The sequence below is a fragment of the Sphingomonas pollutisoli genome (assembly GCF_029167165.1).
Lineage (GTDB): Bacteria > Pseudomonadota > Alphaproteobacteria > Sphingomonadales > Sphingomonadaceae > Sphingomonas > Sphingomonas pollutisoli.
Map to the genome: position 1 here is coordinate 419,634 of NZ_JARFNJ010000003.1, position 11,741 is coordinate 431,374.

Annotated in this window: 15 protein-coding genes; 3 read left to right on the plus strand and 12 right to left on the minus strand. The window is 68.9% G+C overall.

Going from position 1 to position 11,741, the window contains the following annotated elements; all coding sequences use genetic code 11:
* Position 1: 1 nt before the first annotated feature.
* Entirely contained in the window at positions 2–661 is a 660-nt protein-coding gene (locus PX554_RS08265; RefSeq protein ID WP_256326251.1) for a COQ9 family protein, read from the minus strand.
* Positions 661–1,602 carry a DMT family transporter gene (locus tag PX554_RS08270; protein ID WP_093224916.1) on the minus strand — a complete coding sequence of 314 codons (942 nt, stop codon included), beginning with the start codon at positions 1,600–1,602 and terminating at the stop codon, positions 661–663. Before PX554_RS08270 ends, PX554_RS08265 begins: the two co-directional genes overlap by 1 nt.
* 58 nt (positions 1,603–1,660) lie before the next feature.
* Here PX554_RS08270 and PX554_RS08275 point away from each other — a divergent pair, with 58 nt between their 5' ends.
* Positions 1,661–2,755, plus strand: a complete 1,095-nt coding sequence (locus tag PX554_RS08275; protein WP_275500599.1) for an alkene reductase — start codon at positions 1,661–1,663, stop codon at positions 2,753–2,755.
* Positions 2,756–2,800: 45 nt separating this feature from the next.
* Here the strand turns inward: PX554_RS08275 and ribH are convergent, their stop codons facing one another.
* From ribH to PX554_RS08315, 8 genes are all read right to left on the minus strand, one after another.
* Positions 2,801–3,220: a 6,7-dimethyl-8-ribityllumazine synthase gene (gene ribH, locus PX554_RS08280; protein ID WP_275500601.1), complete on the minus strand. Its 420-nt coding sequence runs from the start codon at positions 3,218–3,220 to the stop codon at positions 2,801–2,803.
* Complete coding sequence (gene ribB / locus PX554_RS08285) at positions 3,220–4,422, minus strand: 3,4-dihydroxy-2-butanone-4-phosphate synthase (RefSeq protein ID WP_093224921.1); 1,203 nt, start codon at positions 4,420–4,422, stop codon at positions 3,220–3,222. Before ribB ends, ribH begins: the two co-directional genes overlap by 1 nt.
* On the minus strand, positions 4,370–4,978 hold the full coding sequence (locus PX554_RS08290) for a riboflavin synthase (RefSeq protein WP_275500602.1): 609 nt from the start codon (positions 4,976–4,978) through the stop codon (positions 4,370–4,372). Before PX554_RS08290 ends, ribB begins: the two co-directional genes overlap by 53 nt.
* Complete coding sequence (gene ribD / locus PX554_RS08295) at positions 4,978–5,946, minus strand: bifunctional diaminohydroxyphosphoribosylaminopyrimidine deaminase/5-amino-6-(5-phosphoribosylamino)uracil reductase RibD (protein ID WP_338061577.1); 969 nt, start codon at positions 5,944–5,946, stop codon at positions 4,978–4,980. Before ribD ends, PX554_RS08290 begins: the two co-directional genes overlap by 1 nt.
* A gap of 2 nt (positions 5,947–5,948) precedes the next feature.
* Positions 5,949–6,317 carry a hypothetical protein gene (locus PX554_RS08300; RefSeq protein ID WP_275500604.1) on the minus strand — a complete coding sequence of 123 codons (369 nt, stop codon included), beginning with the start codon at positions 6,315–6,317 and terminating at the stop codon, positions 5,949–5,951.
* Positions 6,318–6,384: 67 nt separating this feature from the next.
* Entirely contained in the window at positions 6,385–7,053 is a 669-nt protein-coding gene (locus tag PX554_RS08305; RefSeq protein WP_275500607.1) for a TonB family protein, read from the minus strand.
* A gap of 96 nt (positions 7,054–7,149) precedes the next feature.
* Complete coding sequence (locus PX554_RS08310) at positions 7,150–8,472, minus strand: glutamate--tRNA ligase (protein WP_275500609.1); 1,323 nt, start codon at positions 8,470–8,472, stop codon at positions 7,150–7,152.
* Positions 8,473–8,494: 22 nt separating this feature from the next.
* Complete coding sequence (locus tag PX554_RS08315; protein ID WP_275500612.1) at positions 8,495–9,022, minus strand: YcxB family protein; 528 nt, start codon at positions 9,020–9,022, stop codon at positions 8,495–8,497.
* Between the two features lie 80 nt (positions 9,023–9,102).
* Between PX554_RS08315 and PX554_RS08320 the strand changes: the two genes are divergently transcribed.
* Positions 9,103–10,038 (plus strand): ribose-phosphate pyrophosphokinase, encoded by a 936-nt coding sequence (locus tag PX554_RS08320; RefSeq protein ID WP_275500614.1) that lies wholly within the window; start codon positions 9,103–9,105, stop codon positions 10,036–10,038.
* A gap of 123 nt (positions 10,039–10,161) precedes the next feature.
* Here PX554_RS08320 and PX554_RS08325 read toward each other — a convergent pair whose 3' ends face one another.
* Positions 10,162–10,911, minus strand: a complete 750-nt coding sequence (locus PX554_RS08325; RefSeq protein ID WP_275500616.1) for a sulfite exporter TauE/SafE family protein — start codon at positions 10,909–10,911, stop codon at positions 10,162–10,164.
* Positions 10,908–11,408 (minus strand): sterol desaturase family protein, encoded by a 501-nt coding sequence (locus PX554_RS08330; RefSeq protein ID WP_093224932.1) that lies wholly within the window; start codon positions 11,406–11,408, stop codon positions 10,908–10,910. The genes PX554_RS08325 and PX554_RS08330 overlap by 4 nt, the downstream gene beginning before the upstream one ends.
* Before the next feature lie 21 nt (positions 11,409–11,429).
* On the opposite strand from PX554_RS08330, the gene PX554_RS08335 reads away from it, so the two are divergent.
* A complete protein-coding gene (locus tag PX554_RS08335) occupies positions 11,430–11,741 on the plus strand; it encodes a hypothetical protein (RefSeq protein WP_275500621.1) in 312 nt (103 codons plus the stop codon).

Below are 11,741 nucleotides of genomic sequence, written 5' to 3' on the forward strand. Positions count from 1 at the left end.
CTCACACCGCCGGGTAGCGCAGCCGGCCGATGAAGCGTGACAGGCTCGGGCGGTAGGCGGCGCGGGCGAGCAGGCCGGCCTTGGTCTTCTCGAAGCGCATGATGCCCTCGATCCGCCGCGCGAGGAACGCGCGCGTGTCGGCCCAGCCTTCGCTCTCGTCGTCGAGGAACACGCTCATCGTCGCGGCGTAGATCGCGGCGAGGATCGTGCGTTTGGTATAATGGTTGTAGTCGGTCGCGGTGTCGCCCGCCGCGCGCCAGATCGCGTCCGCCGCCGACCAGCCGAGCCGCGCGCCGGCGGTGATGTTCTGCGGCATCGCCAGGATCGCGAAGGCGCGGCGCAACGCCTCGCGGTTGGGCGCGACGATCGCCAGCCGCGCCTCGACCAGCGCGGTGATGCGCGCGCGAATCTTCATCGTGGCGACCGCCTCGGGCGGCAGGCGTTCGACCATGTCGGCGTTTATGCTGCCGAACCACGCCGCGATCATCTCGATCTGGCCGGGCAGCGCGAGCGATGCGACGTCGCGGTCGACGCCGGCGGCGTCGGCGGCGGCATCGCGCGCGGCGGCGCCCCATCCGTCGAAGGCGGCGTTGGCGGCGATCAGCGGCGCGAGCTGAACCGCAATCTCGTCGAGCGTGGCGTCTTCGGGGATAATCGGCATCATAGGTCTCCGCCCGTATTCTGGTGTTTGGCGCCTTCGGTTGCAACCGGCGCTCGCCGCGCGCGCACCATCACCAGCGCGACCGCGACGAGCAGCGCGCCGACGATGTCCGCCGGGCCGAGCGCCTCGCCATACCAGACCCAGCCGACCGTCGCCGCGACGATCGGCTGGGTCAGCAGCGCGAGCCCGATCACGAGCGGCGGGAAGCGGCCGAGCGAGAGCAGCATCAGCCCCTGTCCGAGTATCTGGCTCACGAAGGCGAGGCCGACCAGCGGCCCCCAATGCTGCGGGAAAACGCGCTCGCCGAGCGCCAGCGCGAACAGCAGCGCCGGCGCGATGCTCATCACCGTCGAGAGCGCGAGCGCGGGCATCGGCGGGGTGGTGGCGCGCACATGCGCCATCAGCGCGAGATAGACCGTGTAGAGCAGCCCGGCGAGGATGCAGAGCAGATCGCCGCCGAGATGGCTCGAATCGAGCTGATAGGATTGCCCCATCAGCAACAGCGCGCCGATGAAGGCGAGCAGCAACGCCCCCGCCTGCGCCCGCGTCGGCGGCGTGCGCGCGGCGATGAAGCCGTAGATCGGGAAGAGGATCGTCGTCGAATTGCCGAACAGCGAAGCGTTGGCGAGCGTGGTGCGCAGGATGCCGAGGTGCCAACTGCCGAGATCGCCGGCGAAACACGCCGCCCCCAGCGCCGTCATCAGCCAAAGCCGCCACGACCATGCCGCCGGGCGCCAGCCCGAGCGCAGCGAGAGCGCGATCAGCACCGGTGCCGCCAGCGTCAGGCGCCAGAAGGCCGCCGCGACCGGCCCGGTATCGGCGAGGCGGACGAGCCACGGCCCGAACGCGAGCGCGACGTTGCCGCCGATCAGCGCCGCGAACGCCAACACACCGCCGGTTTGCGGTGCAGCAGAAATTCTTGGGGAGGCGCGGCGATGCATGCCGCCCCTTAGCGCCCTATCTCCGCCGCGTCAGGCAACAAAAGGATTGTGCCGTTCCATGACTTCGCTCTTCGACCCGATCGCCCTCGGCGATATCCAGGCTCCCAACCGCGTGCTGATGGCGCCGCTGACGCGCGGCCGCGCCACGCGCGAGCATGTCCCGACCGACATCATGATCGAATATTACCGCCAGCGCGCGAGCGCGGGGCTCATCATCAGCGAAGCGACCGGCATCTCGCTGCAGGGGCTTGGCTGGCCCTATGCGCCCGGTCTGTGGAATGACGCGCAGGTCGCGGCGTGGCGACCGGTGACCGACGCCGTCCACGCGGCGGGCGGCCGTATCGTCGCGCAGCTCTGGCACATGGGGCGGCAGGTGCATTCGTCGGTGACCGGCGGGCAGCCCGTGTCCGCCTCCGCGACCAAGACCGAAGGCCATATGCACACCTATGAGGGCCGCCAGCCGTCCGAGACCGCGCGGCCGCTGCGGCTCGACGAGATCCCCGGCCTCCTCGACGATTACGAGACGGCCACGCGCAACGCGCTCGCCGCCGGGTTCGACGGCGTGCAGATCCATGCCGCCAATGGCTATCTGATCGACCAGTTCCTGCGCGACAACGCCAATTTTCGCGAGGACATTTACGGCGGCTCGATCGAGAACCGCACGCGGCTGCTGCGCGAAGTGACCGAGCGCGTGATCTCGGTGGCGGGCGCGGGGCGTACCTCGGTTCGGCTGTCGCCCAACGGCGATTCGCAGGGTGTGAACGACAGCGATCCCGAGCCCTTGTTCACCCATGCCGCCAAGCTGCTGTCCGATCTCGGCATCGGCTTCCTCGAACTGCGCGAGCCCGGCCCTCACGGCACCTTCGGCAGCACCGATGTCCCGAAGCTGTCGCCGGCGATCCGCAAGGTGTTCGCGGGGCCGCTGGTGGTCAATTCGGACTACGACACGGCCGAGGCGGCGCAGGCGGTGATCGATTCGGGTGTGGCCGACGCGGTGGCATTCGGCCGTACCTTCCTCGCCAACCCCGATCTGCCCGAGCGTTTGCGGACGGGCGCGCCGCTCAACCCGTCGGACCCCGCGACCTGGTACACCCGGGGCGAGAAGGGCTATACCGACTATCCCGCGCTCGAGACGGAAGCCGTCGCGGCGTAACCATCACCGTCACCCCAGCGTAAGCTGGGGTGACGATCGTGGCGCTCAGGCGAAGCGCTCGCGCAAGGCGAGCATGGCGAGCGCGGCCTTGGCGGCCTCGCCGCCCTTGTCCTTTTCGGTCGGCTTGGCGCGGGTGAGCGCCTGCGCCTCGTTCTCGGTGGTGAGGATGCCGTTGCCGATCGCGAGGCCGTCCATCGACAGCGCCATCAGCCCGCGCGCGCTCTCGCCCGCGACGATCTCGAAATGATAGGTCTCGCCGCGGATCACCACGCCGATCGCGACATAGGCGTCATAGCGGCCGCTTTCCGCGGCGAGGCCGATCGCGCCGGGCACTTCGAGCGCGCCGGGGACGGTGATCGTCTCGTGGCTATGGCCCGCCTGCTCGATCGCGGCGCGCGCGCCTTCGAGCAGCAGGTCGTTGAGATGCGTGTAGAAGCGCGCTTCCACGATCAGAATCCGCGCCATCAGGCGTCCCCCTCGACGATACGTTCGATTTCGCGTTCACCGATGATCGACAGGCCATAGCCTTCGAGCGCGACAAGCGTGTGGCGGGTGTTGGTGAGCAGCACCATGTCATGCACGCCCAGTTCGGCGAGCACCTGCGCACCGATCCCGTAATCGCGCAATTCCTCCGAATCGCCGTCGAACGTGCCGGTCTTGTGGACCTCCATCTGGCGCGACGCGAAGTTGGGCATCGGCCGGTTGATGATGACGACCACGCCGCTGCCTTCCTCGGCGATCATCTTCATCGCGCCGGAGAGCAGGCCCTCGCGGGGGGAGCGTTCGCCGAACGTGTCGGCGAACAGCGACAGCGTATGCATCCGCACCAGCGTCGGCTTGCTCGGATCGATGCTGCCCTTGACGAGCGCCATCGTCTCCGTGCCGACCGCCTTGTTGTAGAAGGTGATCGCGGTCCAGTCTCCGCCCCAGCGGCTGCTGAACCGCATTTCGCTGCGGCGTTCGAGCAGATGGTCGTGACGGCGGCGGTAGGCGATGAGATCGCGGATCGTGCCGATCTTGAGGTTGTGGCGCTGGGCGAAGGCGACGAGATCGTCGAGCCGCGCCATCGTGCCGTCGTCGTTCATCACCTCGCAGATCACGCCCGACGGGTTGAGCCCGGCGAGCCGCGAGACGTCCACGGCGGCTTCGGTATGGCCCGCGCGGATCAGCACGCCGCCGCGTTTCGCAACGAGCGGGAAGACGTGGCCGGGGCTGACAATGTCCTCGCGGCCGCGGCTGGCGTCGATCGCGACCGCGACGGTGCGCGCGCGATCGGCGGCGGAGATGCCGGTGGTGACGCCCTCCTTCGCCTCGATCGAGATGGTGAAGGCGGTCTCGTGGCGAGTGCCGTTGTTGCGGCTCATCAGATCGAGCCCGAGCTGATCGACCCGCTCCTTGGAAAGCGCGAGGCAGATCAGCCCGCGTCCGTGGGTCGCCATGAAGTTGATCGCGTCGGGCGTCGCCATTTGTGCTGGGATGATGAGATCGCCCTCGTTCTCGCGGTCCTCGTCATCGACGAGGATGTACATGCGGCCGTTGCGCGCCTCGTCGATGATCTCCTCCGGGCTGGAGAGGAAGCCGTGGCGAAGCCGGTGGAGATCACCGGACCGGGGTTCAGCGTTTTGCACGATAGTCTTCCATGCGTTGGAGGTAGCGGGCGAGCACATCGATCTCGATGTTCACCGTGTCGCCCAGATGGGCCGCGCCGATCGCGGTGACCTCGGCGGTGTGCGGGATGATGTTGACGCCGATGCGAACGCCATCGGCGACATCCTCGACGCTGTTGACGGTCAGCGAGACGCCGTCGAGCGTGATTGAGCCCTTTTCGGCCATGTACGGCGCGATCTCCGGCCCGGCGAGGATGGTGATCCGCTTCGAGCCGCCTTCGTCGTGGAGATCGACGATCGTGCCGGTGCCATCGACATGGCCGGTGACGATATGCCCGCCGAGTTCGTCACCCAGCTTCAGCGCGCGTTCGAGGTTGAGCCGGCGGCCCTCCGCCCACTGCCCCCGCGCGGTGCGCGACAGCGTCTCGCCCGACACATCGACCGCGAACCAGCCCGGCGCCTTGTCGACCACGGTGAGGCACACGCCCGAGCAGGAGATCGACGCGCCCAGATCGATATCGGCGGTGTCATAGGACGTGGTGATGCGGACACGCGTGTCGCCGCGCGGCTCGACGGCCGCGATCGTGCCGACATCGGTGATGATTCCGGTGAACATCAGTCTCTCTCCGTGCGCTCGTAGACCTCGAGCCGGTCGCTGCCAAGTTGCCGTGCGTCAAGCCTCGCCCAGCGGCCATGCGCGCGCGAGAGATCGTCGAGGCCGATCGCGGGCAGGGTGCGGCCGCCGCCGATCAGGATCGGCGCGCGGTACAGCAGCAGCCGATCGACCAGGTCGGCGGCGAGGAACGCCGCCGCCGTCGCGGCGCCGCCTTCGACCAACAGGCTGCCGATCCCCGCGAGCGTCGCGATCTCGGGCGGCGCGGTGATCGTCGTCCAGCCGGGCTCGGGCGTGGCGGAGAGCAGGACGCGGGCCGGCGTGCGATCGCCGAGCCCGGGCAGGCGCACGTCGAGGCGCGGCCGGTCCGCCGCCAGCGTGCCCCGCCCGACCAGGATCGCGTCGTGCCGCGCGCGTTCGAGATGGGCGTGCGCGCGCGCCTCGGCGCCGGTGATCCATCGGCTGCGCCCGTCGCCCATCGCCGCCGCGCCATCGAGCGAGAGCGCGAGCTTGAGCGTGACGTGCGGGCGGCCGAGACGCAGGCGGGTGAGGAAACCGGCCATGCCGCGCCGCGCCGCGTCCGCGCCGATGCCGGAGGTGACGGCGATGCCGGCGGCCTCCAGCCGGGCGATGCCATCGCCGTCGGTGCGCGGATCGGGATCGCGCAGCGCGATCACCACGCGCGCGACGCCCTCCGCGACGAGCAGATCGGCGCAGGCGGGCCCGCGCGGCGAGACGTGCGCGCAGGGTTCCAGCGTGACGTAGCAGGTCGCGGCGCGCGCCGATTCGCCCGCCTGTTCGAGCGCCATCGCCTCCGCATGCGGGCGGCCGCCGGGCTGGGTCCAGCCGCGCCCGACGACACGGCCGTCGCGGACGATGACGCAGCCGACATTGGGATTGGGAGTCGATCGGCCGCGCCCGCGTTCGGCCAGCGACCGTGCCGCCGCCATCCAGCGCGCGTCGTCGGCCACCGTCAGTACAGGCCGATCGCGTTCATCTGATCGCCGAGCCGCTTGAAGATCGCGCGCTTCTCGGCCTCGAGGCGCTTTTCGGCCTCTTCGCGCTTGGTCTGTTCGGGGCCGTCGATCTTCTGTTGCGCGACGATCTCGGCGTCGGTGCGATCGGCGTTCCACTGTTTGAAATAGATGATGTCGCGGTGATATTCGCGCGGCTTGCCCTTCATCTCGATCGCGAAGCCGTAGATCATCAGGAAGGTCAGCCCGATCGCGGCGGTGAGGAACACGATCTGATGGCGCGGCCGTCGGCGCAGATAGGCGCGCAAATCGCCGATCGCCCCGCGCACCGAAGCGGCGGCGGCGAGGTCTTCGGACATCCAGGGCATGCGGAACTTCATGGGGCTGAAGATAGGGGCGGGGCGGGGACGGCGCCAGCCCCCGCCCCGCGGATGGTCATTCCGCGTCGTTCAGCACGAAGCTGACCGCGACCGTGCGCCACGCCTCGACCGGGATGCCGTCGCGCGTGCCGGGCTTGAAGCGCCATTTCTCCAGCGCGCGCCTGCGTGTGACCGCGAAGAACGAATCGCTGGTCGCGCTGACCTGTTCGATATCCTTCACGCGGCCATCGACCCCGACCAGCACGCGCACCACCACGCGCCCGCCGCGACCCGCACGCTGCTCGTCGGGCGGGAACAGCGGCTGGAACAGGCTGGCGTAGCGCGGGTCGATCGTCGGATCGACGAGGACGGGGGGCACCGGCTTCGCGATTTCGACCGTGCCGGCGCCGGCCGTGCCGCCGCCATCGAGAGCCGGCGTGAAGGTCGGCTGCGAAATCGGGGCGGGATCGGCGATCTTCGTAACGGTGACGGGCGTGCTGGTATCGACCGGCTGCGGCGAGGCTTGCTCGATCGTTTTGGGTTTCGGCTGCGGTTGGGGCGGGGGCGGCGGCTTGACGGGTTCGAGCGGGATCGGATTGATCGTCAGGATCGTCTCGACATGCTTCTTAAACGTCGGGTTGGCGAACAGCACCAGTCCGCCGAGGATCGCGCCGTTTATGGCGAGCGCGAGGGCGGCGCTGCCTGGATTGATCTGAGTGTGCCGTGCGTGACGATCCGCATACATGCCTCTGTCTCCTTCTCCTGGAGTCGCGCCGCCCGGTTCGACGGCGCTGGCATGATGTTACATCATTACACAGAAGACAAGAGAGATGTTATATCCTCAAGAAAGCCGCGCGATCGCGCGATCGCGGCCGATCAGCGGCAGCAACGCCTTCATGTCCGGGCCATGATCGAGCCCGGTCAACGCGCGGCGCAGCGGCAGGAACAGCGCCTTGCCGCTGCGTCCGCTCGCCGCCTTGAGCGCGGCGGTGAGCGTGCCCCACGGGTCTGCACCCCAGTCGAGCGTCGCGGCGATCGCGGCGGCCTCGGCGAGGAAGGCGGCATCGGCGGGGTCGCGTTCGGCGGTGATCGGCCCCTCGATCACACGCCACCATTCGGCGGCTTCGTCGATCCGCGTCAGATTGGGGCGTACCGCCTCCCACTCGGCCCGGCCCATGCCGGCGGGCAGGCGACCGGCGACTCGTTCAAAGTCGAGCTGGTGGACGATGCGGGTGTTGACGCCCGCCAGTTCGGCCTCGTCGAAGCGCGCCGGCGCGCGGCCGAAGCAGCTGAAATCGAACCCGGCGACGAGCGCGGCGGTATCGACCAGCGGCTCGACCGGATCGCTGGTGCCGATCCGCGCGAGCAAGGCGCGCACCGCCTCGGGCTCGATCCCGCTGTCGCGGAAATGCGCGACGCCGAGCGAGCCGAGCCGTTTCGACAGTTTCCCCTCGCTGCCGGTCAGCAGCGCCTCATGCGCGAAGGCGGGCGGCGCCGCGCCCATCGCCGCGAACATCTGCAATTGCAGCGCGGTGTTGGAGACATGGTCCTCGCCGCGCACGACATGGGTGATCCCCATCTCGGCATCGTCGATCGCGGAGGGCAGCATATAGAGCCACGATCCGTCGGCGCGGCGGATGACGGGATCGCTCATCGTCTTGGCATCGAAGCGTTGCGGCCCGCGGATCAGATCGTCCCAGACGATCGGCGCGTCATGATCGAGCTTGAAGCGCCAGTGCGGGCGCACGCCATCCGCCTCCAGCGCGGCACGATCGGCATCGGTGAGCGCGAGCGCGGCGCGATCGTAGAGCGGCGGCAGCCCGCGCCCGGCCGCGATCTTGCGCTTGAGATCGAGTTCGGCCTGAGTCTCATAAGCGGGATAGACGCGTCCCGCCGCGCGAAGCCGCTCGAAGCGCGCTTCGTACAGAGCGAACCGCGCCGACTGGCGTTCCTCGCCGTCGGTGGACAGCCCGAGCCAGTCGAGATCGGCGCGGATCGACTCGACGAAACGCTCCTCGCTGCGTTCGGCATCGGTATCGTCAATGCGCAACCAGAATGCGCCGCCATGTTTCTTCGCCCACAGCCAGTTGTGGAGCGCAGTGCGGATGTTGCCGACATGGAGAAAGCCGGTCGGCGAGGGGGCGAAGCGGGTACGGACGGTCATGCGCGTTCGCCTAGGCCAAGCGTCAGTAGATCGGCAAGCCGGAGCGCTCCAGCGTCGCGCGCAGATCGGCGACCGCCTCGGGCGTGAAGGCGCGCTGTGGCAGGAACTGGAACAAAGTGTCGTTCATATAGATCAGCACGGCCGGCTTCGTCTCGCGCCAGCCGTGCAGATCGGTCCAGGGGAACCGGCCGCTGCCCTGGGGCGACGACCATTCGAGTCCGTCTTCCGACCAACGATAGTCGAAGCTCTGATGAATCGAGCGCTGCTGCCGGAACAGCCGGGCGGCACGGCGCGGGAGCAGCAGGTAGGATGAGACGTAGATGATCGCGAACAGGATGGCGCCATAGGTCAGACCGCCAAGCGCATAGGGCACCGCCCAAAGGATACCACCGTCGGCGAGACCGATCGCCGCACCGATCGCCGCGAACACCAGCGCGGCGATCGTCACGCGGAAAATAACCCGGCGGCGCCGGATCGCGCGCACGAAGTTGGCCCGCATCGCCGCGACGTAATCCGCCTCGCTCGGCGTGAATGTGACGCTGCGTGTCATAATCCTCCCCGCGGGCCCTTCCCCCATCCCTACCGTCCCTCTAAGGGGGCGGCAAACGTCGCGCGTAAGGGGCCGCCACCATGAAACTCCTCACCGGCAATTCGAACCTGCCGCTGGCGCGCGACATCGCCGCCTATCTCGAGATGCCGCTCACGCAGGCGAGCGTGCGCCGCTTCGCCGACGAGGAGGTGTTCGTCGAAATCCAGGAGAACGTGCGCGGCGAGGACGTGTTCGTGATCCAGTCGACCGGCTATCCCGCCAACGACAACCTCATGGAATTGCTGATCTGCATCGACGCGCTAAAGCGCGCGTCGGCGCGACGCATTACCGCGGTCGTCCCTTATTTCGGCTATGCCCGGCAGGACCGCAAGCCGGGGCCGCGCACGCCGATCTCGGCCAAGCTGGTCGCCAACCTCATCACCGTCGCGGGCGCGAATCGGGTGCTGTCGGTGGATCTTCACGCCGGGCAGATCCAGGGTTTCTTCGATATCCCGACCGACAATCTGTTCGCCGCGCCGGTGATGTCGGCGGACATCGAGGCGCGCTTCGGCGGGCGCAACCTGATGGTCGTCTCGCCCGACGTCGGCGGCGTGGTCCGCGCGCGCGCGCTCGCCAAGCGACTCGACAACGCGCCGCTCGCGATCGTCGACAAACGCCGCGAGCGGGCGGGCGAATCGGAGGTGATGAACATCATCGGCGATGTCGAGGGGCGGTTCTGCATCCTGATCGACGACATCGTCGATTCGGCGGGCACACTCTGCAACGCCGCCGCCGCGCTCAAGGAGGCGGGCGCATCGGGCGTCGTCGCGTACGTGACGCACGGCGTGCTCTCGGGCGGCGCGGTCGCGCGCGTCGAGGCGTCGGCGCTGGAGGAACTGGTCATTACCGATTCGATCGGCGCGCTGGAGGCGATCACCGCCGCCAAGCGAATCCGCCACCTGACGATCGCGCCGCTGCTCGGCGAAGCGATCAAGCGGATCGCCGACGAGAGTTCGGTGTCGTCGCTGTTCGACTGAGGTGATCTGATCGCCCCCTTCCCCCGTTCGTGCTGAGCTTGTCGAAGCACGTGCCAGATGCGCGGCGTTTGGGGCACGCACTTCGACAAGCTCAGTGCGAACGGGGCAGGCGGTTCGGGATGCCTAAGCCACCGCGTCCCACACCAGCTTCACACCGACGACGATCATCAGCCCATAGATCGCGCCATAGAACCGCTGTGGCGACACGCGTCGGACCAGCCATACGCCCGCCACGGTCGAGAGGATCGCGACCGGCATCAGCAGCGCCGCCGTCGTGAGATTGCGCGGGGTGAACTGGCCGAGCGCCCAATAGGCCGGGACTTTCAACCAGTTGGTCGCGGCGAAGAAAATCGCGGTGGTGCCGACCAGCACGTCGCGCGGTAGCCGGCGCGGCAGCACCCAGAGCTGGAACGGCGGCTGCCCGGCGTGTGCGATCTGGCTGGTGAAGCCCGACACCACGCCCGCGAGCGTCCCCACCCAGCCGGGCGACCTGGCCGCCGGCACCGCGCCGCCGCGCCGCTCGAGCCACAGCCGGTACAGGCCGAACACGATCGAGATCGCGCCGACCAGCCCGAGCACCGCGTCCGGATCGACATGCGCGGCGAACAGATAGGCGAGCATGATGCCGATCACCGCGCCGGGCAGCATCCACGCCAGCACGAAACCGTCCCAATCGCGGCGGAACGCCCACACGCTCACCACGTCCTGCACGATCAGGATCGGCAGCAGGATCGCCGCCGCGCGCACCGGCGAGATCGTCATCGCGAGGATCGGCAGCGATAGCGCGCCCATCCCCGCGAACCCGCCTTTCGAGAGTCCGAGCAGGATCACCGCCGGCACCGCCAGCGCATAGAACAGCAGCGATTCGCTCACCGCGCGGCCGGCGCCCGCACGCCGGCGCGCGCGCGCCGCTTGAGCTCGGCCTTGAGCGCTTCGGGCCTGGGTGCGTAGAGGAAGCCGAAGCTCACCGTGCCGTGCTTGGTCTCGACGACATGGTGGAGCCGGTGCGCCTGCACGATCCGCTTCATATAAACCGATCGCGGCACGTAGCGGTGCGGCACGCGCGCATGGACGATCACGTCATGGAAGCCGAAATAGATCGCGCCATAGGCGGCGATCCCCGCGCCGATCCAGGTGAAGCCCGGCCACCAGCCGAGTTGCAACCCGCCGAGCAGCAGCACGAACGACGGCACCGCGAAGATCGCGGCGTAGAGATCGTTGAGCTCGAACCAGCCATGGCGCGCGCGGTGGTGGCTGGCGTGGAGGAACCAGCCGGGGCCATGCATCACCCAGCGGTGCGCGGCATAAGCGAACACTTCCATGCCCGCGATCGTCGCGAGGAAGAGGAGAAGGGCGTTGGTCCACGGCATAGGCGGCGCTATAGCGCCCCGATGGCCAAGACGCGACGCCTGATCCCGCTGTTGCTCGTCGCCGCGTTCGCGGCCTGTTCGGCACCCGAAGGGCAGGTGCGCGCCGGGCTGATAAGCGCGGGCGTGCCACAGCCGATCGCGGGGTGCATGGCCGCGCGGATGAGCGACCGGCTTTCGCTCGCCCAGTTGCGCCGGCTCGGCAAGATCGGCAAGGCGCGCCGCACGCGGGGCATCGACGGCCTCATCCGCGAACTGCGCGCGCTCGACGATCCCGAAATCGTCGATGTCACCGCCACGGCGGCGGCGTTATGCGCGAGTGGGCTTGCGCGATAA